The sequence below is a fragment of the Labrenzia sp. CP4 genome, assembly GCF_001579905.1.
In the GTDB taxonomy this organism is placed as follows: domain Bacteria; phylum Pseudomonadota; class Alphaproteobacteria; order Rhizobiales; family Stappiaceae; genus Roseibium; species Roseibium algicola.
Window position 1 is genome coordinate 5,570,869 of the sequence record NZ_CP011927.1, and the last position, 25,305, is coordinate 5,596,173.

The 25,305-nt window shown below is 59.7% G+C and carries 24 protein-coding genes; 6 read left to right on the forward strand and 18 right to left on the reverse strand.

Features of this window, described 5'->3' with window-relative positions:
- Positions 1 to 12: 12 nt before the first annotated feature.
- The 8 genes from ACP90_RS25600 to zapE all read right to left on the reverse strand — a co-directional run bounded on the left by ACP90_RS25600 (position 13) and on the right by zapE (position 10,344).
- Positions 13 to 627 (reverse strand): LysE family translocator, encoded by a 615-nt coding sequence (locus tag ACP90_RS25600; RefSeq protein ID WP_022999012.1) that lies wholly within the window; start codon positions 625 to 627, stop codon positions 13 to 15.
- Positions 628 to 751: 124 nt separating this feature from the next.
- The gene (gene odhB / locus ACP90_RS25605) at positions 752 to 2,272 is read right to left on the reverse strand and encodes a 2-oxoglutarate dehydrogenase complex dihydrolipoyllysine-residue succinyltransferase (RefSeq protein WP_062490813.1); all 1,521 of its coding nucleotides are present in this window, start codon (positions 2,270 to 2,272) and stop codon (positions 752 to 754) included.
- A gap of 64 nt (positions 2,273 to 2,336) precedes the next feature.
- Positions 2,337 to 5,324 carry a 2-oxoglutarate dehydrogenase E1 component gene (locus tag ACP90_RS25610; protein WP_062490815.1) on the reverse strand — a complete coding sequence of 996 codons (2,988 nt, stop codon included), beginning with the start codon at positions 5,322 to 5,324 and terminating at the stop codon, positions 2,337 to 2,339.
- A 206-nt stretch (positions 5,325 to 5,530) separates the two neighbouring features.
- Complete coding sequence (sucD, locus tag ACP90_RS25615; protein WP_022999015.1) at positions 5,531 to 6,439, reverse strand: succinate--CoA ligase subunit alpha; 909 nt, start codon at positions 6,437 to 6,439, stop codon at positions 5,531 to 5,533.
- A gap of 31 nt (positions 6,440 to 6,470) precedes the next feature.
- The gene (locus tag ACP90_RS25620) at positions 6,471 to 6,782 is read right to left on the reverse strand and encodes a hypothetical protein (protein WP_062490817.1); all 312 of its coding nucleotides are present in this window, start codon (positions 6,780 to 6,782) and stop codon (positions 6,471 to 6,473) included.
- Complete coding sequence (gene sucC, locus ACP90_RS25625) at positions 6,782 to 7,975, reverse strand: ADP-forming succinate--CoA ligase subunit beta (protein WP_022999017.1); 1,194 nt, start codon at positions 7,973 to 7,975, stop codon at positions 6,782 to 6,784. Before sucC ends, ACP90_RS25620 begins: the two co-directional genes overlap by 1 nt.
- A gap of 75 nt (positions 7,976 to 8,050) precedes the next feature.
- On the reverse strand, positions 8,051 to 9,013 hold the full coding sequence (gene mdh, locus ACP90_RS25630) for a malate dehydrogenase (RefSeq protein WP_022999018.1): 963 nt from the start codon (positions 9,011 to 9,013) through the stop codon (positions 8,051 to 8,053).
- 173 nt (positions 9,014 to 9,186) lie between these two features.
- Positions 9,187 to 10,344, reverse strand: a complete 1,158-nt coding sequence (zapE, locus tag ACP90_RS25635) for a cell division protein ZapE (RefSeq protein ID WP_062490819.1) — start codon at positions 10,342 to 10,344, stop codon at positions 9,187 to 9,189.
- A 172-nt stretch (positions 10,345 to 10,516) separates the two neighbouring features.
- Between zapE and ACP90_RS25640 the strand changes: the two genes are divergently transcribed.
- Complete coding sequence (locus ACP90_RS25640) at positions 10,517 to 11,074, forward strand: GrpB family protein (RefSeq protein ID WP_062490821.1); 558 nt, start codon at positions 10,517 to 10,519, stop codon at positions 11,072 to 11,074.
- A gap of 302 nt (positions 11,075 to 11,376) precedes the next feature.
- Here the strand turns inward: ACP90_RS25640 and ACP90_RS25645 are convergent, their stop codons facing one another.
- The 3 genes from ACP90_RS25645 to ACP90_RS25655 all read right to left on the reverse strand — a co-directional run bounded on the left by ACP90_RS25645 (position 11,377) and on the right by ACP90_RS25655 (position 13,311).
- Entirely contained in the window at positions 11,377 to 12,159 is a 783-nt protein-coding gene (locus ACP90_RS25645; RefSeq protein WP_022999021.1) for a hypothetical protein, read from the reverse strand.
- Between the two features lie 74 nt (positions 12,160 to 12,233).
- Complete coding sequence (locus ACP90_RS25650) at positions 12,234 to 12,755, reverse strand: protease inhibitor Inh/omp19 family protein (protein WP_022999022.1); 522 nt, start codon at positions 12,753 to 12,755, stop codon at positions 12,234 to 12,236.
- A 100-nt stretch (positions 12,756 to 12,855) separates the two neighbouring features.
- Positions 12,856 to 13,311, reverse strand: a complete 456-nt coding sequence (locus ACP90_RS25655) for a hypothetical protein (protein ID WP_022999023.1) — start codon at positions 13,309 to 13,311, stop codon at positions 12,856 to 12,858.
- Between the two features lie 234 nt (positions 13,312 to 13,545).
- Here ACP90_RS25655 and ACP90_RS25660 point away from each other — a divergent pair, with 234 nt between their 5' ends.
- The 3 genes from ACP90_RS25660 to recQ all read left to right on the forward strand — a co-directional run bounded on the left by ACP90_RS25660 (position 13,546) and on the right by recQ (position 16,973).
- Entirely contained in the window at positions 13,546 to 13,923 is a 378-nt protein-coding gene (locus ACP90_RS25660) for an MAPEG family protein (RefSeq protein ID WP_022999024.1), read from the forward strand.
- A 117-nt stretch (positions 13,924 to 14,040) separates the two neighbouring features.
- Positions 14,041 to 14,934 (forward strand): 1-acyl-sn-glycerol-3-phosphate acyltransferase, encoded by an 894-nt coding sequence (locus ACP90_RS25665; RefSeq protein WP_022999025.1) that lies wholly within the window; start codon positions 14,041 to 14,043, stop codon positions 14,932 to 14,934.
- Between the two features lie 155 nt (positions 14,935 to 15,089).
- Entirely contained in the window at positions 15,090 to 16,973 is a 1,884-nt protein-coding gene (recQ, locus tag ACP90_RS25670; RefSeq protein WP_082809851.1) for a DNA helicase RecQ, read from the forward strand.
- A 29-nt stretch (positions 16,974 to 17,002) separates the two neighbouring features.
- Here recQ and ACP90_RS25675 read toward each other — a convergent pair whose 3' ends face one another.
- The 5 genes from ACP90_RS25675 to creD form a co-directional block, all read right to left on the reverse strand.
- On the reverse strand, positions 17,003 to 17,524 hold the full coding sequence (locus ACP90_RS25675; RefSeq protein WP_022999027.1) for a hypothetical protein: 522 nt from the start codon (positions 17,522 to 17,524) through the stop codon (positions 17,003 to 17,005).
- 137 nt (positions 17,525 to 17,661) lie between these two features.
- The gene (gene msrA, locus ACP90_RS25680; protein WP_209018020.1) at positions 17,662 to 18,258 is read right to left on the reverse strand and encodes a peptide-methionine (S)-S-oxide reductase MsrA; all 597 of its coding nucleotides are present in this window, start codon (positions 18,256 to 18,258) and stop codon (positions 17,662 to 17,664) included.
- Positions 18,259 to 18,612: 354 nt separating this feature from the next.
- Positions 18,613 to 18,990: a VOC family protein gene (locus ACP90_RS25685; protein ID WP_062490830.1), complete on the reverse strand. Its 378-nt coding sequence runs from the start codon at positions 18,988 to 18,990 to the stop codon at positions 18,613 to 18,615.
- A gap of 34 nt (positions 18,991 to 19,024) precedes the next feature.
- A complete protein-coding gene (locus ACP90_RS25690) occupies positions 19,025 to 19,408 on the reverse strand; it encodes a VOC family protein (RefSeq protein WP_055659285.1) in 384 nt (127 codons plus the stop codon).
- A 178-nt stretch (positions 19,409 to 19,586) separates the two neighbouring features.
- Complete coding sequence (gene creD / locus ACP90_RS25695; RefSeq protein ID WP_062490832.1) at positions 19,587 to 21,053, reverse strand: cell envelope integrity protein CreD; 1,467 nt, start codon at positions 21,051 to 21,053, stop codon at positions 19,587 to 19,589.
- A 249-nt stretch (positions 21,054 to 21,302) separates the two neighbouring features.
- On the opposite strand from creD, the gene ACP90_RS25700 reads away from it, so the two are divergent.
- Together ACP90_RS25700 and ACP90_RS25705 are read left to right on the forward strand one after the other, a co-directional pair.
- Positions 21,303 to 22,493, forward strand: a complete 1,191-nt coding sequence (locus tag ACP90_RS25700; protein ID WP_022999032.1) for an S-adenosylhomocysteine hydrolase — start codon at positions 21,303 to 21,305, stop codon at positions 22,491 to 22,493.
- Entirely contained in the window at positions 22,454 to 23,278 is an 825-nt protein-coding gene (locus ACP90_RS25705; protein WP_208993405.1) for a methyltransferase domain-containing protein, read from the forward strand. Before ACP90_RS25700 ends, ACP90_RS25705 begins: the two co-directional genes overlap by 40 nt.
- 335 nt (positions 23,279 to 23,613) lie before the next feature.
- Here ACP90_RS25705 and ACP90_RS25715 read toward each other — a convergent pair whose 3' ends face one another.
- Positions 23,614 to 24,396 carry a succinate dehydrogenase iron-sulfur subunit gene (locus tag ACP90_RS25715; RefSeq protein WP_031268685.1) on the reverse strand — a complete coding sequence of 261 codons (783 nt, stop codon included), beginning with the start codon at positions 24,394 to 24,396 and terminating at the stop codon, positions 23,614 to 23,616.
- 59 nt (positions 24,397 to 24,455) lie between these two features.
- A complete protein-coding gene (locus ACP90_RS25720; RefSeq protein WP_031268686.1) occupies positions 24,456 to 25,301 on the reverse strand; it encodes an FkbM family methyltransferase in 846 nt (281 codons plus the stop codon).
- Positions 25,302 to 25,305 lie beyond the last annotated feature (4 nt).

A 25,305-nucleotide genomic window follows, 5' to 3' on the forward strand; every position in this document is an offset into this window, starting at 1 on the left:
GCGATGATCCGATTATTGCTCCGCCAGAGCCAGCCGCAAGCCGAACCCGGCAAAGGTTGCAGCCACGGTCCGGCGCATCCAGACCATCACACGATCGCTCTTCAACACCTTCTCGCCGACCAGTGAAGCAAACGCGCCATAGATGACAAAGACAACGAAGGTCATTGCCATGAAGACGCCGCCCATCAGCAGCATGTCGAGCGTTGGATTGACGGCATCATGGCTGACGAATTGCGGCAGGAAGGCGAGGAAGAAAACCGTCAGCTTGGGATTGAGGATGTTGATCAGGAAGCCGGTGCGCGCCGTTGCAAGGAAGCTCTTGCGCGAACCCCTGTCGGCTTTCAGTTCCATCGGTCCGCTGTCTTTCAGCGTCTGCCAGGCAAGGTAGAGAAGATAGGCGACACCGGCGTATTTCACGCCCTGGAATACCAGGGCACTGGTGTGCATCAGCGCCGCCAGGCCCACAACGGACGCCAGAATTGCGGGAATGATACCGAGGGTGCAGCCGAAGGCCGCGGCAACGGATGCCTGACGGCCTCTGCCAAGTCCGACGGCAACCGTATAAACAACACCGGTGCCCGGAACAAGCACCACGACAAGAGCAGTAATCAGAAATTCCAGGCTCACAATGCGGCTCCTCCTGGGCCAGACCGACGGGCATTCAACCGCGAGAGCTGGAACGCCGCTGGCCAGGCAACCTTAAAATGTCCGGGCACCTCCCGGCAAGGCACAAGCTAGGCACTGAACCGGATCAGAGATCCAGAACCAGACGCTGCGGATCTTCCAGGCTTTCCTTGACGCGAACCAGGAAGGTCACGGCTTCCTTGCCGTCGACAATCCGGTGGTCATAGGAGAGCGCCAGATACATCATCGGGCGGATAACCACCTGGCCGTTCACAGCCATCGGACGTTCCTGGATCTTGTGCATGCCCAGGATACCGGACTGCGGCGCGTTCAGGATCGGCGAAGACATCAGCGAACCATACACCCCGCCATTGGAGATGGTGAAGGTGCCGCCGGACATATCAGCCATGCCCAGCTTGCCGTCGCGTGCCTTGCGGCCGAGGTTGCCGATTTCCTGCTCGATCTCGGCGATGGACATCTGGTCCGCGTCGCGCACAACCGGAACCACAAGGCCCTTGTCCGTGCCAACGGCGACGCCGATGTGGCAGAAGTTCTTGTAGATGATGTCGGTGCCGTCGATCTCGGCATTGACTGCCGGGATCTCTTTCAGCGCATGGGTCACCGCCTTGGTGAAGAAGCCCATGAAGCCGAGCTTGACGCCGTGTTTCTTCTCAAACAGGTCCTTGTACTGCTTGCGCAGTTCCATGACCGGGCCCATGTCCACTTCGTTGTAGGTGGTAAGCATGGCCGCGGAGTTCTGTGCGTCCTTCAGGCGGCGCGCAATGGTCTGGCGCAGCTTGGTCATGCGAACGCGTTCTTCGCGAATTTCGTCCTGGGCGGCAACCGGGCCACGGGCAACGGGAGCAGCCGACGGGGCTGACGACGAAGAGGTTGCACCGGAGGCGATCGCGTTGATGACGTCTTCCTTCAGTACCTGACCACGCTTGCCGGACCCGGCAACCTGGTCGGCGGAAAGGTTGTTTTCAGCCATCATCTTCTGAGCAGACGGAGCCGGCGGCATGGAAGACCCACCGCTTGCGGCCGGAGCGGACGCAGCCGGTGCAGCGGCTGCCGGAGCAGCAGCAGCACCTTCGCCTGACGGATCGATCTGGCAGAGCAGAACGCCGGGTTCCACGGTCGTACCGGTTTCGACTGCGATCTTGACGATGGTGCCGGCAACCGGGGCCGGAACTTCCTGGGCCGCCTTGTCGGTTTCCAGTTCCACCAGCGTGTCGTCGGCCTTGACGACATCACCGACCTTCACGCTCCATTCGCCGACTTCCGCCTCGGTGACGGATTCGCCTGCGCTCGGCGTGACGACATCAACCAGCTGGGCCTTTTCGGATTTGGTTTCGGCCTTGGCGTCAGCCTTTGCCGGAGCCGCTTCAGCCTTCGCGGCCGGAGCACCGGCGCCTTCTGCGATCTGACCGAGCAGGGCGCCAACTTCAACGGTGTCGCCTTCCTTGACCACGATGCTTTCCAGCGTGCCCGCGGCCGGTGCCGGAACTTCGACGGTTACCTTGTCGGTTTCCAGTTCCACAAGGGGCTCGTCCTGGCTGACGGCGTCGCCCGGTTTCTTGAACCACTGCGCAATAGTCGCTTCGGAAACGGATTCACCCAGCGTGGGGACGCGAATTTCGGTTGCCATGGTCGCCTTCTCTTAAAATTACCTGGCCAAATTTTTGAAAGAGGGCCCGAAGGCCCTCTTGTGACTAACTTCCCAGAGCCTCTTCGAGGAACGCCTGCAACTGCGCCAGATGCGAGGACATCAGGCCGGTTGCGGTCGATGCCATCGCATTGCGGCCAGCATAGCGCGGGCGCTTGTGCTTGGCGTCGATCTGCTCCAGGACCCATTCGATGTAGGACTCGACGAAGAACCAGCTGCCCATGTTCTTGGGCTCTTCCTGACACCAGACCATTTCGGCCTGCGGGAAGCGCGCCAGTTCCAGCATCAGCGCCTTTTTCGGGAACGGATAGAGCTGTTCGACGCGGAGCAGGTAGACGTCGTTGACGCCGCGCTTTTCGCGCTCTTCGAACAGATCATAGTAGACCTTGCCCGAGCACATCACGACGCGCCGGATCTTGTCGTCTGAAACCAGCTTGCCTTCCGAATTCAGGTTGGGCCCCCAGTCGTCCCACAACAGACGGTGGAAGGAGGACTCCGGACCGAGTTCCTGCAGCGTGGATACCGCCTTCTTGTGACGCAGCAAGGATTTCGGCGTCATGAGGATAAGCGGCTTGCGGATATCGCGGCGCAGCTGACGACGCAGGATGTGGAAGTAGTTCGACGGCGTCGAACAATTCGCAACCTGCATGTTGTCTTCAGCGCAAAGCTGGAGGTAACGCTCCAGACGGGCGGAAGAGTGCTCAGGTCCCTGACCTTCGTAGCCATGCGGCAGCAGGCAGACGAGGCCGGACATGCGCAGCCACTTGCGCTCACCCGAAGAGATGAACTGGTCGAACACCACCTGGGCGCCGTTGGCGAAATCGCCGAACTGGGCTTCCCAAAGGGTCAGAGCACGCGGCTCTGCCAGCGAGTAGCCATATTCGAAGCCGAGCACGGCTTCTTCCGAGAGCATCGAGTTGATGACCTCGTAGCGCTGCTGATCGGGAGAGACGTTGTTGAGCGGAATGTACCGGCTCTCGTCTTCCTGATCGTACAGAACCGAATGGCGCTGCGAGAACGTGCCGCGTTCGCAATCCTGACCGGACAGGCGCACCGGGTGGCCTTCCTTCAGCAGCGAACCGAAGGCAAGCGCTTCAGCGGTAGCCCAGTCGATGCCTTCGCCGGTCTCGATCATGCGCTCGCGCTGGTTCATGAAGCGCGCGATCGTGCGGTGGATGTTGAAACCGTCCGGCACGTGGGTCAGAGCCCGGCCGATCGACTTCAGTTCATCCATCGGCAGACCGGTTTCACCGCGACGCGGATCGTCTTCGTCGTCGGCCCGTTTCATGCCTGCCCACTTGCCGTCCAGCCAGTCGGCCTTATTCGGCTTGAAGGCCTGGCCGGCATCGAACTCGTCGTCCAGATGCTTGCGCCAGTCGGCTTTCATGTGCTCGACTTCGTCCTGCGTCAGAACACCTTCCTTGATCAGGCGTTCCGAGTAGAGCTGCAGCGTCGTCGCATGCTTGCGGATCTTGCGGTACATGATCGGCTGCGTGAACGCCGGCTCGTCGCCCTCGTTGTGGCCGAAGCGGCGATAGCAGATCATGTCGATGACCACCGGACGATGGAACGTCTGGCGATATTCAATCGCGATCTTGGCCGCAAAGACGACGGCTTCCGGATCATCCGCGTTGACGTGGAAGATCGGCGCCTCGATCACCTTCGCCATATCCGACGGATAGGGCGAAGACCGCGAGAAGCGCGGGTTGGTGGTGAAGCCGATCTGGTTGTTGATGATCACATGGACCGAACCGCCGGTGCGGTGGCCACGCAGCGCGGACAGGCCAAAGCATTCCGCAACAACACCCTGGCCGGCGAATGCGGCGTCGCCGTGCAGCAGCAGCGGCAGAACCGTGCCACGGTCGATTTCGGTCGTGTCGACGAAATTGCCGTTCTCGTCGGCAGCCAGCTGATCCTGCTTGGCGCGCGCCTTGCCCAGAACCACCGGGTTGACGATTTCCAGGTGCGAGGGGTTTGCCGTCAGCGACAGGTGCACATCGTTGCCGTCGAACGTCCGGTCGGAAGACGCGCCGAGGTGATACTTCACGTCGCCGGAGCCTTCCACATCGTCCGGCGCGTAGGAGCCGCCCTTGAACTCGTGGAAGATTGCCCGGTGCGGCTTGGCCATCACCTGGGAAAGCACGTTCAGGCGGCCGCGGTGGGCCATGCCGAACACGATTTCCTTAAGGCCCATGGAGCCGCCGCGTTTGATGATCTGCTCCAGCGCCGGGATCAGCGCTTCACCACCATCCAGGCCGAAGCGCTTGGTGCCGGTGTATTTGACGTCCAGAAACTTTTCGAAACCTTCGGCTTCGACCAGCTTGTTCAGGATCGCCTTTTTGCCTTCCGTGGTGAAGGCAACCTGCTTGTCCGGACCTTCGATGCGCTCCTGGATCCAGGCCTTGGCCGCCGGATCGGAGATATGCATGAACTCGACACCCAGCGTCGAGCAATAGGTCCGCTTCAGGATGTCCATCATCTCGCGGATGGTGGCGTATTCCAGACCCAGCACGTGGTCGATGAAGATCTTGTGGTCCCAGTCGGCTTCGGTGAAGCCGTAGGAGGAGGGATGCAGTTCCTCGTGGTCGCCCTTGCCGGCCAGGCTGAGGGGGTCGAGATCTGCATGAAGATGGCCGCGCATGCGATAGGCGCGGATCATCATCAGGGCGCGAACGGAATCGCGGGTCGCCTGATGAACTTCCTGATCCGAAACCGGCTCGCCCTTGGCTTCAGCCTTCTTCTTCAGTTTGTCGCCGAGCTTCTGCTCAATCGGGCCCCAGTTGCCGTCGAATGCATTGACGAGGTCGCCATTGGCCTCGATCGGCCAGTCCTTGCGTTTCCAGGTCGCCCCGCGAGCCTCTTTCAGCACTGCTTCCTTCTCGTCCTGGAAGGCCGCAAAGAAGTCCTGCCACTCGGCGTCGACCGAGCTCGGATCTGTCTTGTACTGTGCGTAGAGGTCTTCGATATAGGCTGCGTTGGCGCCGTAAAGCAACGACGTCAGTGCGAATACGTTGTTCGCTTCCTGCCGTGCCATGTCCTTTAGCGGAGGTATCCTCCGCCCTTTTGTTTAGGCGGGCCCGAAAAATTGACCCGCGGCCGGTTTCCCTACAATGGCCGATGGTTTCCACCGACCCCTCGAAAAATGGTTACGGCACGTCAACCGCGCCGGAACCCATCCTTTCATCATGCGACAGGAAACGTAAACAGTTTCCGTCCCCATCGCTAAAGATTCTTGCAGAATCAGCCCTTCAAGACTTCGAGAAGGGTCTCGCCGAGCTTCGCAGGAGACGGTGACACCTTGATGCCAGCAGCTTCCATCGCAGCGATCTTGTCTTCTGCACCGCCCTTGCCGCCTGAAATAACGGCACCGGCGTGGCCCATGGTGCGGCCCGGAGGCGCTGTCCGTCCGGCGATGAAACCAGCCATCGGCTTGGACCGGCCGCGCTTGGCTTCGTCCTTCAGGAACTGCGCCGCGTCTTCTTCCGCGGAGCCACCGATTTCGCCGATCATGATGATCGACTGGGTTTCGTCGTCGGCCAGGAACATTTCCAGGACGTCGATGAACTCGGTGCCCTTGACCGGGTCGCCACCGATACCGACAGCCGTCGTCTGGCCGAGGCCGGCATTGGTGGTCTGGAAGACAGCTTCATAAGTAAGGGTGCCGGAGCGGGAAACAACACCGACGGAGCCTTTCTTGAAGATGGAGCCTGGCATGATGCCGATCTTGCATTCTTCCGGGGTCAGGATACCGGGGCAGTTCGGACCGAGGAGGCGCGACTTGGATTTCTCCAGCTTGGCCTTGACCTTGACCATGTCGGCAACCGGGATGCCTTCGGTGATGCAGACGATGAACGGAACTTCCGCTTCGATGGCCTCGATGATCGCGGCGCCCGCGCCTGCCGGCGGAACGTAGATCACGGAGGCGTCGGCACCGGTTGCTTCCCTGGCTTCACCAACGCTCGCAAAGATCGGCAGAGAGGCCGCGCTGTCGACACCGGAAGACCAGGTCTCGCCACCCTTTTTCGGGTGCACACCGGCGACCATCTTGGTGCCGTAATATTCAAGCGCCTGTTCCGTGTGGAACGTGCCGGTCTTGCCGGTCAGGCCCTGAACGATGATTTTCGTGTCTTTATTGACGAGGATCGACATATTTTAGTTTCCTCAGCTCGAAATCGCAGGGTCAAAGCTCTTTGCCGTCCGTCGGAAAAATCAGATCAAACCGCACAATCTCAACGATTTCGCCATCAACAATCGTACAGGTGAAGCCTGGTCTCTTGTTGGTGGAGGGATAGTTGATTTGAACGGAACGGCCTGAGGTGCCGGAAAACGAACGGTAACCGTACTCATCACCTCGGACACCTACACTGCCGTGTTTGAGAATTCCCTGAGCACAAGCTGATAGCTCTTCCGTAGTTGGTGACAATTCACCGCTACAGGCCGTCAGCAAAATCCCCAGACCAAACAGGGCAGCAATTGGTGCCAGTTTGAACATTAACCCTTGACCGCTTTCACGATTTTCTGGGCGGCGTCGTCGAGATCGTCAGCGGCGATCACGTTCAGACCGCTTTCGTTGATGATCTTCTTGCCGAGTTCCACGTTGGTGCCTTCCAGGCGAACAACGAGCGGAACCTGCAGGCCGACTTCCTTGACGGCTGCAACCACGCCTTCCGCGATCACGTCGCAGCGCATGATGCCACCGAAGATGTTGACCAGGATGCCCTTCACGTTCGGATCGGAGGTGATGATCTTGAACGCGGCCGTCACCTTCTCCTTGGAAGCGCCACCGCCAACATCGAGGAAGTTGGCCGGCTCGGCGCCGTAGAGCTTGATGATGTCCATGGTCGCCATGGCAAGGCCGGCACCGTTGACCATGCAGCCGATGTCACCGTCGAGAGCGACATAGGCGAGGTCGTACTTGGAGGCCTCGATTTCCTTGTCGTCTTCCTCGGTGACGTCGCGCAGCTCCATGATGTCCGGATGACGGAACAGGGCGTTGCCGTCGAAGGAAACCTTGGCGTCCAGTACGCGCAGGCGGCCGTCCTTCATGACGATCAGCGGGTTGACTTCCAGAAGGCTCATGTCCTTCTCGACGAAAGCCGTGTGCAGGATCGGGAACAGCTTCATGCCGTCTTCGCGTGCCGCACCGGTCAGTTCCAGCGCGTCGCACAGCTTGGCGGCATCGGCTTCGGTCACACCGGTTTCCGGATCGATCGGCAGGGTGACGATCTTTTCGGGGGTTTCTTCGGCCACCGCTTCAATGTCCATGCCACCTTCGGTGGAGACAACGAAAGCCGGGCGGCCAACGGTCCGGTCGACCAGAATGGAGAGGTAAAGCTCACGTTCGATGTCGGCGCCGTCTTCGATGTAGAGACGGTTGACCACCTTGCCGGCGGCACCGGTCTGTTTGGTGACCAGCGTGTTGCCGAGCATTTCCTTGGCGTTGGACGTGACTTCGTCCAGCGAGAAAGCCAGACGGACACCGCCCTTGGCATCAGCGGACAGTTCCTTGAACTTGCCCTTGCCGCGGCCACCTGCGTGGATCTGCGACTTCACGACCCAGAGCGGGCCCGGAAGGCTCTTGGCGGCTGCTTCGGCTTCGTCGGCGGAGAAGATGGCAACGCCTTCGGCCACCGGTGCACCGTATTCCTTCAGAACGGCCTTGGCCTGGTATTCATGAATGTTCATGTGTTTCCCCCGTTGTCGGAGGACCGTTCTTCCCGGCAGGAAGAACGGCCGCAAATTCCCTTAGGCGGGCCCGGTTCAGGCGAGCGCCGGCTGAATTTTCTTGCAGGCCTCGACCAGACCGTCGACGGAAGCGACAGACTTGTCGAAGTTGGCCTTTTCGTCGCCCTGCAGGTCGATCTCGATGATGCGTTCGACGCCATCGGCGCCGATCACGACCGGAACGCCCACATAGGTGTCCTTCAGGCCGTACTGGCCGTCGAGAGCAGCAGCACACGGCAGAACGCGCTTCTTGTCCTTCAGGTAGCTTTCTGCCATTGCGATGGCGGAAGCCGCCGGAGCGTAGAAAGCGGAGCCGGTCTTCAGGAGGCCGACGATCTCCGCGCCGCCATCACGGGTACGCTGGACGATTTCTTCCAGACGCTCGGCAGTGCACCAGCCCATCTTGACCAGGTCGGTGAGCGGGATACCGGCAACGGTGGAGTAGCGGGTCAGCGGCACCATGGTGTCGCCGTGACCGCCGAGAACGAATGCGGTCACATCTTCGATGGAGACGTTGAACTCGTCTGCCAGGAAGTAACGGAAACGGGCGCTATCCAGTACGCCTGCCATGCCGACGACCTTGTTCTTCGGCAGACCGGAGAACTTCTGCAGGGCCCAGACCATCGCGTCGAGCGGGTTGGTGATGCAGATGACGAATGCGTTCGGGGCATACTTTGCGATGCCGGCGCCAACCTGCTCCATAACCTTCAGGTTGATTTCCAGAAGGTCGTCGCGGCTCATGCCGGGTTTACGCGGAACACCGGCGGTAACGATGACAACGTCCGAGCCTTCGATGGCTTCGTAGCTGTTGGCACCTGCCATTTTGGCATCGAAGCCATCGACCGGGGAGGACTCGGCCAGGTCGAGCGCCTTACCCTGCGGAACACCTTCCGCGATGTCGAAGAGCACGATGTCTCCCAGTTCCTTCAAACCTGCCAGATGTGCGAGCGTGCCGCCGATCTGACCAGAGCCGATCAAGGCAATCTTGTTCCGCGCCATTTCGAAAGTTTCCCTTTACGTAAGATGGAACTCCATGCCATCCTCTGATGACTGAGGATGGCACTACTCCCTTTGATCCGCCCGCGCAACCTCGCCAAAAGAATATTGCGCGATGCCGGACAAATTTTCTCAGATCTTCCCGTCTGCATAATTCACCTATAGGGAATGCAGACCTATGCGTGTACTTGTCGTCTTTCTCCCGCAAGGTACGCCTCGGACCGCATCTCGATCAACCGGGAGGCCGTCCGGTCGAATTCGAAGGCTTCCGTGCCGACCTCGCCGACGTAAAGATCCTGCGGCTCGGCCTCAGCCGATACCACCAGCTTGATGCCGTTATCGTAAAGCGTATCGATCAGATTGATGAAGCGCTTGGCTTCGTTGCGCCGCGCCTTGGACAGCACGGGCACGTTGTCCAGAAACACTGTGCCGAAGGCATGAGCGATGCGCAGATAATCACTTGCCCCCAACGGCTGCATGCACAGGTCATCGAAGGTGAACCTGGCCGCTCCCGCCGCAACACAGGGAACGGCAATCTTGCGGCCCTTGTTCTCCAGCTCTTCGGCATGCGGTGTCATGCCGTGCGTCAGCTTGGCAAAGAGCTCATCCATCTGGGCGTTTGCACTTTCCCCCAGAGGCGTGACATAGACCGGCGCACCAGCAAGCTTCTCCAGCCGGTAATCCGTCGGACTATCCAGATGCAGCACTTCCACCTTGGAGGTCAGCATCTTGATGAAGGGCAGGAACAGCTGGCGGTTGAGCCCATCCTTGTAGAGGAGAGACGGCTCGACGTTGGACGTGGCGACAACGATGACACCGCGCTCGAAAAGCTGGGTGAACAGGCGGCCGAGGATCATGGCATCGGCGATGTCGGTCACCGAGAACTCATCAAACAGCAGCAGCCGCGTTTCTTCGGCAATCTGGCTCGCCACGGGCGGGATCGGATCGTCACCCTTGACCTCGCCGCGCTTGTGCGCCTGGCGGTGGGCATGAATGCGCTCGTGCACGTCGGTCATGAACTCGTGGAAATGTACACGCCTTTTGCGGCGGATGACCGTGACCTCGTAAAAGAGGTCCATCAGCATCGTCTTGCCGCGCCCAACACCGCCCCACATGTACAACCCCTGTACGGAGGCCCAGAGCTGGTTCTTCTTGTTGGCGAACAGCCAGCCAAGTGAACTCTTCTTGGAGGCCAGGCGGGTTTCGGCAAGACGGGTGTTCAGGAGATCGAGCTGGCGCACCGCCTCCCGTTGCACGGGGTCTTCCTTGATCTCACCCGACGCTATGAGCGCGTCGTAGCGGGCGCTCAGGGCGCGGTTGACCGGCAGTTCCATCTTCAAGGGTGCTGCTCCCTCCATGAGAATTCATGGGGTCTTGGACGTATCTATTTGCACGGCGGAATAAGGTCAAAACGTCGCAGATGCAAGTCATGATATGGTTGCATACGATCACACATTCTTACGGATTTGTTTTTCAACCGTTTGAAATTTAAGGATTTCAGACCTCATGTCCATTCCGTTGCTCCCACATAATCCGGACTGGTTTCGCCAGGCTGACCTGCTGATCGACGACCTCGGACATCTTCTGGGAGCAAGGGCCCTGCGCCTGGACCATGTCGGGTCCACGGCCGTCCCTGGGCTGATTGCCAAACCCAAACTTCATATCGATGTAACGCTGGCTCCCGGATTTTCACCGGCTGCACTCAGCAACGATCTCCTGCTGTATGGCTACCATGATCTCGGCGCCCGCTTTCGGGAAGACGAAGTGCAAACGACCCGGCCAGCCGGACCAGTCCTCCAGTGGAAGGAGAGGGAAAATCACGAGCTGATTATCGCGCATCGGCTGTGTCTGTGTGCATCCGATTGCCCCTCACCTGCGCAGCGGCGCCAATTTCGCGACGCCTTGCGAGGCGATGCCAGCCTTGCCGGGCGCTATGCCGTGTTGAAACGGGACCTTGCCCTCAAGGCCGGTTCGCCCCCCGACTGGGAAACATACAATTCCGGCAAGACATCTTTCATCGAAGGCGTGCTCTCGGGGGAAGGTATGCGACTGATCCAGCGATGACGCTCCTTCCGGCGCCGCCATCACTGCCCCCCTTAACGGAACACTGCACCCAGCAGTCCGGTTCGCAATTCACTGATTAGGGGCAGAGAAGCACAGGCCAAACCTTGGTGAACTCGAAACAGGAACGCAGCACGCCCTCTGAACAAACAGCGCCCGCAACCGGTGGGAGGGTTACGGGCGCAGGGCACAGGGAGGGGTCCTGTGCGGGAGGAACGCAATCATGAACGCCCAAACGGCTCGGCCTGACTGGACCCGGCCATCATGCCTGTGCCCGGCTGAGCGCAAAAGCACTCAGACAACGCTTAGCGCAGGTAAAGGGCCGTCTTGCGACCGTTCTGGACTTCCTGAAGATAGAGCAGCTGGGCAACCAGATAACACTCGGACTGGTCGTCCAGATTGGCCTTGCGGCCACGACCGTCGGTCAGCAGCCAGGCATTGCCGGACTTGACGACATCGCATTCGATCGGTGCGGCGGCATCGAAACCGGCCTTCTTGAACAGCTCCGTACCGACACGGCTGCCGGTATCGTCGTCCAGACCCTTCATCGCCATGCGCAGGCTGCGATAGGCCTTGTGAACCGACAAGGTTGCGACGATGGCAGTGACGACTTCGTCGCCTTCCATGGCTGCGAAGCGCACAACGCCGCCTTCCTGCGGAATGATGGAATTGGAACAGGGCGTGCGCTGGACATCGCCAAGCGTGGTCCATTCGGAGCGCAACGTTACGGTTGCAGGCTGACGAAGGGCCGCCATTTCCTTGGTGAGCCGCTTTTCTGCGGTTTTCTGCGGATTCTTGGCGGTCCGATCCATACGGGCGGACACCCCGGCCACGGTTCCGCCGATGCGCAACCGGCGGAAGACGATGACATCGCGCATGAGATCGGTTCGCTCTACCCGCCAGCCGGCATCAAGCCAGGCGTTCTGGTGAACGAGACTGCCGCCGGAGTTTGCCCACCAGGTCCGGTGTTCCCGGGCGCTCTTGGGCAGCGACGAGCCTATGATATCTTCGACTTCGTTCAGCTTGGCCGCCCAGACAACATCTTCCAGTCGTGCCAAGTGTTCCCGCAGTGGTTCGTATTTTGACATTTGCACAGCCTTTCCGGTAGCTATGCAAATATACACCTATAGCGCGAGCTGTCCAGCATAAATACGGAGGGGCCTTAACGGTACAGCGAGATCGGCGATCCGGTAGAGGTCTGGCCGTTGAACTGGCCGGAAGCGCTGGAGTAAAGCTGCGCAACGATCAGGCCGGTGCCGTCCTTCAGGACCACCTGATTGCCGCTCAGGTCCCATGCAGAGATCCCGGACAGTACAGGCGAAGCACAACCTCTGGTATTTGCACGGTAGCCGCCGGACCATGTTGTCAGCGTCATGAAGGCCATGCAGTTGTCGCCAGCGGAGGTGATTTTCCAGCCACCCAGAAGGTCTGTCCGGCCAACTTCCTTGGCATCGGCAGGCGCTGCAACCGGGTTGCTGGCCAGGTCGGTCGGCTGAGCCGACGGATCGTTGAGACCGCCGGCCGGCGCGTTGGGATCAAGCGGTGCAAGCTGTCCCGAGCCTACGGGTGTCGTCGGGGTCGCCGGCAGCGGTTCGGCATAATTCCGGCCTCCGGACAATCTCTGGCAACCAGCTGCCAGGACCACCAGGCCGACGATCAAAACAAACTTTCCCGCGCGCATCATGACGAATCAATCCCTCACCTTCGTCCCAATATGGGAGCAACTCTTAGCCCACAATTTGTCGAAAATCCAAAATCCTGAGAATCGACCGTTTTCTGATCGCTCAGGCAACCCGGTTCGAGACGGCCTTGCCTGCTGTTTTTGGCGGCTCCACAAGCCTGTCGATCGCCTCCGCAATCTTCTCGAAATAAGTGGCGCAGGCACCAAAACCATCCGGAAAAGGCGGTTTTGCGGCAATGTTCCACCAATGACTCGATGTCGTGGTCTTCCACTGCGGCGGCAAGGCCACCGGCGCCTGGTCAGCGAGATAGACGACCCTGTCGGGAATTTCAGCATGCGGCATCAGGAAAATGTCGATCGGCTTGGGCGCAAGCCCTTTGGCATCAATTCCCCGTGCCGACAATATCCGGCGCACATGCCGGCTCAGTTCCTGGGAAGGAGCCACACCTGCGGAGAACGCCCGCATCAGACCGCCTGCCCGAAAATTCAGATAGGCTTCGGCCAGGGGCGACAGCAGGCTGTTGTCCGGACAGACGAACAGAACGGTTGTTTTCGACAAGGGGCATTCCTTCGCGGCTGCAGCCCATGCCAATCACGCCATGGGCGGCCTCCCCCTAGCGCCGGGACGGGAAGACTTTATGACAAACCCGGGGCAACATCGAAAATCATGAGGATATCTTCCACGAGCCTGATAGATATGCGCACAAACGCTCGCGTGCAGCCCGGTGCCTCGCTGCAGCCTCATTCCGGGTATTCGCGCGCAAGACCTGCAACACGTTCCTGAGGAGCCCACATGCCCGTCGCCTTCTGGTGTGTCCTTGCCGCCGCCATTCTGCCGCTGCTTTCCGTCTTTCCGGCAAAACTAGACAAGTCCTTCGACAACGCCCGCCCACGTGACCCGGACTATTGGCGAGACGGTTTCCGCGCCCGCGCACAGGGGGCACAGGCGAATGGCTTCGAGGCATTTCCCCTGTTTGCGGTTGCCGTTTTCGTTGGCCTCAACCAGGGCGGCGACCCGCACTGGATCGACAGGCTCGCCGTGCTTTTCGTGTTACTGAGGATCATTTATATCGGCTGCTACTGGGCGGACCGCGCCTCGCCGCGCTCGCTCGCCTGGGCAGCCTCCTTCTTGACATCGCTGGCAATTTTCACCAGTTCCCTATGGAGCTGAGCCGCCGATGGGTGGATTCCGATCCTGAAATTCGTACAACGATCATTTGCACCAAGAGGCTGATTTCGTTAACGATGCATCGGAGTGAGGCAGTAATCTCGTGGGCAGAGGTGCATTGTGCGGACGACCGACCAGACGACAGACACCTTGCCGACGCGCCGTCAGGCCGCGGCACAGAGGCAGATTTCTGAGCAGCATATCGTCGACCTTCTGATTGCCGAACGGGGCAAGCTGGTGATGGCCAGCCCGTGGTGGCCCTTCATCAGACCCTTCGCGCACAAGATCCTTCGCTACAAGTCCGCCGTCGAAATGGCCGACACCATTGCGCAGATGGAAGCGCTGGAGGTTTTTGCCCATTTGAGCGGATTGCTGTCGCTTGACGTCACCACGCTTGGCCTTGAACGGGTTCCGCAGGAAGGCCCCGTCGTTCTGGTGTCCAACCACCCGACCGGCATTGCCGACGGCATCGTCCTTTATGATGCGATCAAGTCCCGCCGGAACGATCTTGCGATCTTTGCCAACCGCGATGCCATCCGCATCAACCCGCGCCTTGCCGACATGATCATTCCGGTCGAATGGCGTGCTGACTTCAAGACCCGCGAAAAATCCAAGGAAACGATCAAGCTCGCCTCCTCCGCCTTTGCCAAGGAGCGGGTGGTAGTGCTTTTTCCCTCAGGGCGCCTGGCCTATTGGCACGACGGCAAGCTGACAGAACGGCCCTGGATGACGTCAGCCCTGGCGCTGGCACGCAAGAACAAGGCCCCGATCATTCCCATGCACATGGGCGGGCGCAATTCCGGTCTGTTCTATTTCCTTGCGAGAGTGTCGACCGAATTGCGCGACATGACGGTCTTCAACGAATTGCTCAACAAGGAACATGCCAAGTTCAACGTGCATTTCGGCAAGCCGATCCGGCCGGAAAAACTTGAAGGCGACCTTGGCGATCTGACCGAACAGATGCGCATTCACTGCGCCGAAACGCTGGCGACGGATCCGGACGCCGAGTTCTAGGTGCCAACGCACCGCCTCCACGCGTCTCCTAAGCATCTGATTTTTTGATGCTCTGACCAGGGCCTGCACGTCATCCACAGGCGCGGTTCCGCCTTCATTGCCCTTCTTCCGCGAATAAGACATTGTGCGGGAGAATCAAAGGACCCGTCTCACCCATGCCCGTTTCGCCCGCTGTTGCCGCGGAGGAAGTCATTCCAGTGCAGCATGCCGTTGCTCCGACCGTGCGTCCGAAGCCGCTTGCGGTTCTGCAGAAGGTTTTCGGCTACAGCAGCTTCAGGGGCAAACAGCAGGCGGTGATCGAAACGCTTGTGGACGGCAACGACGCTGTCGTTCTTTTTCCCACCGGCGCAGGCAAGTCGCTCTGTTACCAGATCCCGGCACTGTGCCGGCGTGGGGTCGGCATTGTCGTCTCGCCGCTGATCGCGCTGATGAAAGACCAGGTCGGTGCGCTTCGCGCCGCTGGCGTTCAGGCCGCGGCTCTCAATTCCACGCTGTCACCTGAAGAACAGGACAGCATTCGCAGTGCCCTGCGCCGCGGTGAAATCGACCTGCTCTACGTGACACCGGAGCGGCTGGGCACCGAGAGCTTCCGCAAGTTCCTGGACACGCTGCAGATTGCCCTTTTTGCCATCGATGAAGCGCATTGCGTCAGCCAGTGGGGACATGACTTCCGTCCGGAGTACATGTCGCTGTCCTGTCTGCGCGACCGCTATCCGGGCGTGCCGCGTGTGGCGTTGACCGCGACTGCCGACCCGCACACCCAAAAAGACATTCTGGCCCGCCTGCAACTGGAAGACGCCGCCGTCTTTTCCACCAGCTTCGACCGGCCCAACATCCGCTACGAGATTGTCGAGCGCACCAACCAGCGCCAGCAGCTGCTGGATTTCCTGAAGAAGCACTCCGGCGAGAGCGGCATCGTCTATTGCCTGTCGCGGGCAAAGGTCGAGGACATCGCCGAATGGCTGACCTCTAAGGGCATCAGGGCCCTGCCCTATCACGCCGGATTGCCCGCGGAACAGCGCTCCGCCAACCAGGATGCGTTTCTGCTGGAAGAAGGGCTGTGCCTGGTGGCGACGGTTGCCTTCGGCATGGGTATCGACAAGCCGGATGTGCGCTATGTCGCGCATCTGGATCTGCCGTCTTCGGTCGAGGCCTATTACCAGGAAACCGGCCGCGCAGGCCGCGACGGCGCTCCTTCCGAAGCCTTCATGGCTTACGGCATGGCAGATCTGGTGCAGCGCCGGCGCATGATTGCCGAGGGCGATGCTCCCGAGGAGGTCAAGCGTGCGGAAAATGCCAAGCTGAACGCGCTTCTCGGCATTTGTGAAACGGCCGGTTGCCGTCGTCAGGCCCTGCTGGCCCATTTCGGCGAGACCTACCCCAAACCCTGTGGCAACTGCGACACCTGCCTGTCCCCGGTGGAGACCTGGGACGGCACGGAAGCTGCCCAAAAGCTGATGTCGGCGATCTATCGTACTGGCCAACGTTTCGGCACGGCGCATGTCATAGATGTGCTTCTGGGCAAGACCAACGAGAAAAGCACCCGCTTCGGCCATGACACGCTGTCGGTTTTCGGAATTGGCCAGGACGTGCCGCAGAAGACCTGGCAGTCGATTGCCCGTCAGCTTGTCGCCGCAGGCTACGTCGATGTCGACCATGCCCAGTTCGGTGCTCTGGTTCTGACGGAAAAGGCGCGGAGCGTCCTTCGCGGTGACGAGAAGCTCGCCTTGCGCAAGGACCGAAGCGCGGCAGGCCTGAAACGGACGAGTTCTTCACGTACGGCCTCCATCGCCGATGAACTGGACCATGAAGACAGGCTGCTGTTTGAACGCTTGCGCAGGCTGCGGACCCAGATTGCCCGCGATCAGGGCGTACCGCCCTATGTAGTGTTCACGGATGCGACGCTGGCCGGGATATCCGCTGCGCGCCCGGTGACCGAAGATGCGCTGCTGGCCGTTTCCGGTGTCGGTCAGTCCAAACTTGAAAAATACGGCGAGGCGTTCCTCGAGCTGGTCGAGGCATTTGAAGCCGGCGTATGACCGCCACGATGGTTGCCGATGAAATCCGGTCAACCGTCCTGCTGCAGGCAGAGCTGATACACCCCGGCAAGATCCGACAAGGTTTCTTCATCAGGATGCGACAGGAAACTGTCGATGATGTCCCTGAGCGCCAGATGCATGTTCCGGTGCTGGCGCAGACGCCTGTAGGACGAGCCGAGCTTGTAGATCTGTTCGATTTCCTCATGCGAGAAGAGGTCCAGACCCGCAATACCCAGCACGACACCAAGATCAGCATTGGTGCGCCGCGTCAGATTATGGGCAATCAGGAACCCGAACAGGCCGGTGACAAATCGGTTTTCGAAGCACAGTTCGTCAAAGTCGCGCTCGACCACTTTCAGCACGAGCTTCATGATCGACACGGTGGCAGCTGCCGCAAATTCGGTCGGTGTGTTGGTGTCACAGATCTCCAACCCTGCTGCTTCCAGCATGGCGGCGGTGGATCTTCGAAGGCGGTCTTCCGTCTCGACGGCTCTCAATTCAGAAATAAATTCCGGCTCTGCTGTAACGCGACTTCCAAACAAGCTCAGCATGTTAGCGTCCTTTCAGACGTAAGCCCACTGAGAGTATGTAGTGTACACCTTACCCTACGGCAAATTGATGCCTGAAAATTCGACGAAAATGCTGTTCTTTTGGGCCGTTCCCCGCGGAAACGGCCCATTTTCGAATGTTATGATCCTGCCTTGGGCAGCCCCTTGAAGGCTTCGCTGCCCCACACGGCCTTGACCTGTGCATCCCTGCCGCACCCTTTCCTGTAGCCTTTGTAGGCGTCGGCGCGGGTGACGTAGCCGAAGCGGGTGAGCGTACGAACCTGGCTCTTGTAATAGGCCTGGTGGTAGTCCTCGGCGGGCCAGAAAACGGCCGGAGCCTCTACCGGCGTTACGATCTTTCCGCCGAGTGCCTTTTCCGCCTTCGCGATTTCCGCCCTGGCCTGTTTCGCCTGGGTTTCGTCCAGAGGATAGATGGCGGTGGAATAGGCATGTCCCCGGTCGCAGAATTGACCGCCGGCGTCCGTCACATCGACGGTGCGCAGGAAGATCCCGACAAGTTCGGCGTAACTGATCTTGTTCTCGTCGAAATCGACCCTGACGACCTCCCGGTGACCGCCACGATCATAGTCCTTGTAGGTAGGGTTCTGGGTCTCCCCGCCGGCATAGCCGGAAACGACATCGCGCACGCCGGGAAGTTTCTCAAGATCGGATTCAACGCACCAGAAGCATCCTCCGGCAAGCACTGCGGTTTCGGCCTGTGCGGTACCCGGTGGCATCGACGCCACGAGCGCGGCAACGAAAGTGAGCGGGAGCAGGCGTTTCATGTCAGGTCCTCCAGGGAGCTGGTTGTGGTCGACCTTTCCGGAGGGATCACCAACCTGGTGATGATTGCGAAACCCCGACCGGAAAGACGACCAGCGCGCTTGGGTTTCGAGCTGTGGTCTTCGACTTTGAAATGCGCTTCATGGGTTGGAAGACCCGTGAAGACATTTCGAATTCTACCCGAAAGAGGTAACGCGCCCGGCGGCTGAGACAAACTCAACTCCGCTCGCCAAACCAGCACATGCCCGTGAGCCTGGCGTGAGGCCCCTCGTTTCGGGCAGCCAAAGCCATGACTGATCAGGCCATTCTCAGGCCTCCCAGGTCTTGGCTGCCTCCTCAAAACCGGCGAGTTGCGGTTTGACGACGCAGAACCGGTGACCGCTGGTTGCCTGCATCACTGTCCAGCCGTCCAGTTTCTGAACGATGGTCGCGCCTAGACCTTCAAGCCGGGCAACTTCCTTTTCCGGATCGTCGGTTTCGATATCCAGGTGCACGCGGGAGGGATGCTCGACCGACTGGAGCAGGATGCCGATTTCATCTTCCGTGCCGATCAGGCGGCGATAGCGTGGGTTTTTCGGCTCAGCTTCAACAGTGCGCCCGAGCGCACCGGCCCAGAATTCCGCATGGCGGTCGATATCGCCACCTTCACAGTCGATCACCAGATCTCCCAGCCGGCTCTTGTGCATTTTTTTCTCCAAATTGAAATCAGGAAACAAAGACTTATTCAGGCAGATGACAGACCGCCTCGATATTCAGACCATCCGGGTCGAGTACGAAAGCACCGTAGTAATTTTCGTGGTACTGCGGCCGCAGGCCCGGTGCGCCGTTATCCTTGCCGCCGGCTGCGATCGCAGCCTCGTAGAAGGCATCGACGAGCGCCCGGTTCGAAGCTGCAAAGGCGACATGCACCGGTGTTCCGGGGGCTTTGCCTTCACCAATCCAGAAGTCCGGCTTGTCCTTGCCGAAACCGCAATAGGCGGGTCCACCCGTCATTTCAGCGGTGACGTCCATCAACACCTTGATGCCAAGTGGCGCCAGGGCCTTTTCGTAGAACGCACGAGACGCCGGAAAATCGCTGACCGCAAAACCGATATGATCAAGAATGGACATCACGTCCTCCCACTCACCTCAATAGAACGAAATAAGAACATTCAAGGAGAAATTGCAAGCCTCGTTTTAGAGCTGCGATGCGCTCAACCGGCAAATGCCAAGCAAAATCGGCGGCGCAGCGAAGCCACACCGCCGACCGGATTGGCGACATGCCGGAATGACAGAATGACCGTCAGACCGCTTCGGCCTGCGGCCTCGTGCCGACCTGTTGTTGCCCGGACCAGTCGATCCGCTGGGTGGCAAACATGGTAACGGCAAGTGACAGGAACCCGATCATCGAACCGATCAGGAGCGCGTAGTCCTGCTCCTGCATGAGCGCATAAAGCACGCCGAATATCGCAGCCAGGACCGCAAGCATCACGCTTCCGGCAAGACGGCTCTTGAGCGAAGTCCCGATATAGAGCGCGTTCAGCAGCGTCGCGGCGGCAGCGGCCACAAGATAGGCCAGGCCGTAGCCAACATGTTCTGCAAAGGCGAGCAGCATGACGTAGAAGACGATCAGGGACAGTCCGACCAGGCCATACTGGATCCAATGGACCCGCCATCCGGAGCGCATTTCCAGAACGAAAACCGCCAGGAAGGTCAGACTGATGAAGCAGACTGCGTATTTCAACGACCTGGAAATGGTCTGATAAAAATTGACTGGTTCAACGAATTGCACTCCCAGAACCTTGTTTTGCAACGGCATTTGCGGGCCGAGCACCAGTTTGGGAATGCCGCGGGCAAGATAGGGGATGGTCCAGGATGCGTTGAAACCGGCATCGCCGATTTCTCGTGCTTCCGGCAGGAATGCGCCGGTAAAGCCGGGATGCGGCCAGTCGGATTGAAGGGATACGCTGGTCGTTTGACCGGCCGGGGCAACGTAGAAGGCGGTAGAGCCGTTCAGCTGCATCGGGATGTCGAAAGAAAACCCGTTTCGCCACAAACCCGCAGCGACAGGTGCGTTGATACCGGACGCGTTGATCGTGGCAACAGACCGCCGTATCGGCTCCATGGTCAGCGGCCCGAGCCCAGGCTCGAACGGCACAGAACCACCGTCGTTCAGGACCAGTGCGACCTCGCTTTTCAGTGCTGCGATGTCGCCGATGCCGACCACAAGAACCGCCTTGTCCCCGGCAATGTCGATTTGCCCACCGAACTGCGGCTGAAAGTTTTCGGACGACGTTGCGGCGAACCGGCCCTTCAATGTCACGTCACCATGATAGACGGGCAGCGAATAGATCGATTTCCTGCGCTCCTGAACGGAGATGTCGCCACTCACATCCAGCTTTTCCGGAAACAGGATGGCAGTGTGCCAGCGAATTTCGGTCTTGGCGTTTTCTCCGGTGGAAACAGTGAAGGTCTCGCTGAACGGAACAACCAGATACGGTCCGTTGATCTCCTGGACGCCACCCCAGGACCGGGCGATGTCCTGAGCGACATCCCGGGCCCTTTCGGCACGTTCTTCCACCAGCACCCAGACAAACAGGCTCGGCACCAGCAGCATCACGGTCAACATCCCGATGATCACGAACTTGACTGCCGGAGACCCAAGAAAAGACGTTCGGCGCACCGGCTGTTCACGGGGTGAGCGGGGCTGCGAAAATTGAGGTCGCTCCTGCGGTTGTTCAATGGTGTCGTTTTCAGTATCGCTTGTCATGCAAATCAACCCTCTGCCAGAAGGATGTCCCGTCAGGCGGGCACCCGGTCAACAGGGCGATCATTGAAGACAGAACAGGACACAAAAGGGCGTGGCCGAGCGGCTTTTCAGTATTGTTTGTGCAGTTCCTGTGCAGTGGCTCAAAAGTTGTTGGATTGCTGCCTCATTTTTCCTGTCTATTTCACAACTCGCACTTGTGCGTACCGGCGGCGCAGTGCCAGAATGGCAGAACCCTCGGAATAACTAACAATGCATCCATTAAGCGACATATCTACTGCGGCCGCGCCCGCCTATGCCCGACGTGCGGACTATCTGCCGGCGCTGGTCAAGCGGCTCGATCTCTTCAAGAGTGAAGCGCACCGGTATCTGCTGGTGGCGCATCTGTTTGACGACACAAGGCGCATGATCGATGCGCTGGAAGGGGTCATGGATTTCGATGCAATCATCGGCATCCCGTATTCCTCCGGCAGTGATGTGACACGGCTGAAATGGCAGGCCGTATACGGCGACAAGGTCCAGTGCCCGAAGACCGAGCCAGAATTCAAAGAAGTCCTGGCCAAGGCCTTGCAGAAGAGCCTGGATGCATGCCGGGCCTCCGACCAGAAGCTCGTTATTCAGGAAGTCGGCGGTTATGCCGTCGAATTGCTGCACGAGCGGTTTCAAGATCAGCTGCACCTTGTCGAAGGCGTGGTGGAGATCACCAAGCAAGGCGTCTGGCGGGCCGGGCAGACACGGCTGCGGGTGCCTGTGCTCCACTGTGCCGACAGCGAGCTGAAGCGCCTGGAAGCGGTACGTTGCGGCGAGACCATTGCCCGATGCCTGGATGGGCTCATGCGCGACCTCGGCAACTCCCTGGCCGGCCGGCGCGCTGCTGTCTTCGGAGCAGGCTGGATCGGGTTCGGCGTGGCCAAGGCCCTGCGCCGGCTGGATGTCATCGTCTCGCTGATCGATGTCGACCCGCTGAAAATCGCAGAAGCAAGGTTGTCAGGTTATCCGGCGACCCTTCATCCCACGGATCTCGAGCAATGCGACCTGGTTGTCGGGGCGGCAGGGCGCTTGTCGATAACCCGGGACGTGCTGCAGCAGCTTCGCAACGGCTGCCTGGTGGCGAGCGCTAGTTCCCGGCGTATCGAAATCGACGTCGATTTTCTGGAACAGTCGCCAGCCTGCGACATTCATCCGTCAATCAAGGCTTTCCAGCTTCCCGGCCAACAGGGGGCGGACAAGCAGATCTGCCTCGTCAACGACGGCTACCCGGCCAATTTCATTCCCGGCTCCGGCAGCGTTGCCGATGAAGTGGTCGAGCTGATCCTCGGCGAACTGATCGTGCTGATGGCCGACCTGACCACCTACACCTACGAACCCGGCATTCACCGCTTGGCGACAGAAGGAGAGGCAGTGTGCACCAAACTCTGGATCGAACAGAGAGACCAGACCTAGCGGATGATGAGCAATCCGAAGTTACGGTCCATTCGCAGTATCTGGTCAAGAAGCTCGCGAACGCCCAGAGGAACCTGTACGGAACGGTGAAGTTCGACATTGTCGCCCGCACCATCCGGGACTGGGCGCAAGACCTTGGTCGGCCGCCGCGCATTCTCGATATCGGTTGCTCAACCTCGATTTCGAAAGAATACCTCGCCGACACCGGCCTGGATTTCGACTATTGCGGTGCCGATTATGAAGCGGCGTTCGAACCGGACATCGTGCTGGATGCCACCCTTCTTTCCGAACACCGCGACGACCTGCCCTGGCAACCGGATGTGATCGCCCTTCTGGACGTGCTGGAGCATCTGCCAGGCCGTGGCCCGGCGATCGAATCCGTGATGCGTCAATGTGGTGAGGTCATTGCACCGGGTGGACTGATCCTTGCCGTGGTCCCGCAGCTTTATCGCCTCGACCGGCTGAAGCTGGGCCACCTGCACTACGCCGAGCACCAGGTCCGCATGACCTTGAACGAATGGTCGGAGATCATCGGCCGCGCGGTCACGATCGAGTCGGTTCACGGCATCGGCTATCTCTCGTGCCTGCCCTATCTGCCGATGCTCAGCCCCTGGTACGAGGAAACCAACCGCCACGGGAAACTGTTCCACCAACTGCGTGGCAAGACCTTCGAATGGGGCCCGCTGAAACCCGCTGAAATCGCCCTCACCCGCACACTTGGTCGTGTTCCCGGGTTCAGGGGCTGGTGCAACAGCTCGCTTCTGGTGTGCCGGGCTAAGGGGTGATGCCGGTGGAGCTTTTCTTGAGAACGCGGTAATCCCGGCTCAGCTTCGGTCCTACCAGAACAGGGCACCGGGAAACGCAAAAGCGTTTTCCCGCGTCATTCCGGACAAGGAAGGCGCGCAGCCGACCGCAGATCCGGAATCCAGAAATATGCTGCGCGAATAGCGCTGCCTTATCTTTCCAGAGTGTTCGCTCCGCTCACGCTGATATCTGGATTCCGGATCGGTGCGCAGCTTCACTGCGCTTGTCCGGAATGACGGTGGCAAGGTCGTTCGGAACCAATACAAAAAAGGCCGCCCCCATGGGACGGCCTTTCGATTTTTTGGTGCCGCGCAATTTAAACCCTGCGTTCGACCATCATCTTCTTGATCTCGGCGATCGCCTTGGCCGGGTTCAGACCCTTCGGGCAGGCTTGCGAGCAGTTCATGATGGTGTGGCAGCGGTAAAGCCGGAACGGATCTTCCAGATTGTCCAGACGTTCGCCGGTGGCCTCGTCACGGCTGTCGATCAGCCAGCGATAGGCCTGCAGAAGGACGGCCGGGCCGAGATAGCGGTCGCCGTTCCACCAGTAACTCGGGCAGGAGGTGGAGCAGCAGGCACACAGAATGCACTCATACAGGCCATCAAGCTTCACCCGGTCTTCATGCGACTGGCGCCATTCCTTTTCCGGGGCTGGCGATACTGTCTTCAACCAAGGCTCGATCGAACGGTGCTGGGCATAGAAATTGGTCAGATCCGGAACAAGGTCCTTGACCACCGGCATGTGCGGCAGCGGGTAGATCTTGACGACGTCGCCGGCAATCTCGTCCATGCCCTTGGTGCAGGCCAGAGTATTGGTGCCGTCGATGTTCATCGCGCAGGACCCGCAAATACCTTCGCGGCAGGACCGGCGGAAGGTCAGTGTCGGATCGATCTTGTTCTTGATGTAGATGAGGCCGTCGAGCACCATCGGCCCGCAATCGTCCGCATTGATGAAATAGGTATCGACGCGCGGGTTGCGGCCATCGTCCGGGTTCCAGCGATAGATGCGGTATTCACGCAGGTTGGTGGCGCCTTCCGGCTTGTCCCACACCTTGCCTTCCGTCACCTGGGAGTTCCGGGGAAGCGTCAGCTGAACCATCTCGTTACTGCTCCGCGTTGGGCCCTTGGTTTCGCGTCCAGGGCCAAATCGTCTTTCGCTCAGGCAGAGAGCTCAAAGACCATGTTGTCATTCGTCTGGCCGGTTACCCCGTAGCCGCGGTTTGCCAGTTCACTCAGGCAATCCTCGGTCCAGTAGGGCCGGCAATTGGTTTCAAGCAGGATCACGCGGGGCCAGAGGCTCCGGTCCGCGTGCCTCAGGAAAGGCAGGACCACACGGTCCTCGAAGCCTTCCACATCAACTTTCAAAACATCGATCCGGGTGAGGCCCTGATCGTCGGCTATGGCCGTCAGCGGACGAACCTTGACGAAGGTCGGTGTCCAGTCGCCAGCCCATTCGCCGGTGGTCAGGTCCTTCACGAAGGTGGCAAAGCCGCAGTTGCTCGGTTCCTGCCACAGCGGCAGCGTATCGTCGCGCGGGCCAACGGCTGAATTGACCACCGTCACGGTGTCCAGGTCGTTTGCACGTACGTTGAAACCGAGCTTCGTTGCCGTCTGCGGGTTGGCTTCGATCGCAACAACCTCCGCGCCGAGACCGGCGGCAAAGATCGAATAGGAACCGATGTTGGCGCCGATATCGACAAACACCTTGCCCTTGCCCAGATGCGGTTCGATCAGCTTGTGCTCTTCGCGCTCCGGCAGGCGGCCCTTGGCCAGGATCTTGCGGTCGTCATAGTTTTCACCCGGATAGATCCGGAACTTCAGACCGTCGGCTTCCAGGTCGTAAGGGCCCTTGAAGAACCGCGCCACCAGGGACCGGATACGCTTGCGCAGGCCCTTGGAAAGGTCGTGCCGGTCGGCAAGACGCCAGGCAGCCCGGACCATCCGCTCGGCGGGATATGTGCCGAACGGACTTCTCGTGTCCAAAAGGGTTGCCACCTGGCTCACCGTG

What these genes read in the sequence shown, in the direction of transcription:
- ACP90_RS25675 (WP_022999027.1), bottom strand. Translation starts at nt 17,524, where the DNA reads ATGCTGAGCTTGTTTGGAAGTCGCGTTACAGCAGAGCCGGAATTTATT.
- creD (WP_062490832.1), bottom strand. Translation starts at nt 21,053, where the DNA reads ATGACAAGCGATACTGAAAACGACACCATTGAACAACCGCAGGAGCGA.
- odhB (WP_062490813.1), bottom strand. Translation starts at nt 2,272, where the DNA reads ATGGCAACCGAAATTCGCGTCCCCACGCTGGGTGAATCCGTTTCCGAA.
- recQ (WP_082809851.1), top strand. Translation starts at nt 15,090, where the DNA reads ATGCCCGTTTCGCCCGCTGTTGCCGCGGAGGAAGTCATTCCAGTGCAG.
- sucD (WP_022999015.1), bottom strand. Translation starts at nt 6,439, where the DNA reads ATGTCGATCCTCGTCAATAAAGACACGAAAATCATCGTTCAGGGCCTG.
- ACP90_RS25650 (WP_022999022.1), bottom strand. Translation starts at nt 12,755, where the DNA reads ATGATGCGCGCGGGAAAGTTTGTTTTGATCGTCGGCCTGGTGGTCCTG.
- ACP90_RS25645 (WP_022999021.1), bottom strand. Translation starts at nt 12,159, where the DNA reads ATGTCAAAATACGAACCACTGCGGGAACACTTGGCACGACTGGAAGAT.
- ACP90_RS25640 (WP_062490821.1), top strand. Translation starts at nt 10,517, where the DNA reads ATGTCCATTCCGTTGCTCCCACATAATCCGGACTGGTTTCGCCAGGCT.
- sucC (WP_022999017.1), bottom strand. Translation starts at nt 7,975, where the DNA reads ATGAACATTCATGAATACCAGGCCAAGGCCGTTCTGAAGGAATACGGT.
- zapE (WP_062490819.1), bottom strand. Translation starts at nt 10,344, where the DNA reads ATGGAACTGCCGGTCAACCGCGCCCTGAGCGCCCGCTACGACGCGCTC.
- msrA (WP_209018020.1), bottom strand. Translation starts at nt 18,258, where the DNA reads ATGCCACCGGGTACCGCACAGGCCGAAACCGCAGTGCTTGCCGGAGGA.
- mdh (WP_022999018.1), bottom strand. Translation starts at nt 9,013, where the DNA reads ATGGCGCGGAACAAGATTGCCTTGATCGGCTCTGGTCAGATCGGCGGC.
- ACP90_RS25660 (WP_022999024.1), top strand. Translation starts at nt 13,546, where the DNA reads ATGCCCGTCGCCTTCTGGTGTGTCCTTGCCGCCGCCATTCTGCCGCTG.
- ACP90_RS25610 (WP_062490815.1), bottom strand. Translation starts at nt 5,324, where the DNA reads ATGGCACGGCAGGAAGCGAACAACGTATTCGCACTGACGTCGTTGCTT.
- ACP90_RS25715 (WP_031268685.1), bottom strand. Translation starts at nt 24,396, where the DNA reads ATGGTTCAGCTGACGCTTCCCCGGAACTCCCAGGTGACGGAAGGCAAG.
- ACP90_RS25620 (WP_062490817.1), bottom strand. Translation starts at nt 6,782, where the DNA reads ATGTTCAAACTGGCACCAATTGCTGCCCTGTTTGGTCTGGGGATTTTG.
- ACP90_RS25685 (WP_062490830.1), bottom strand. Translation starts at nt 18,990, where the DNA reads ATGCACAAGAGCCGGCTGGGAGATCTGGTGATCGACTGTGAAGGTGGC.
- ACP90_RS25700 (WP_022999032.1), top strand. Translation starts at nt 21,303, where the DNA reads ATGCATCCATTAAGCGACATATCTACTGCGGCCGCGCCCGCCTATGCC.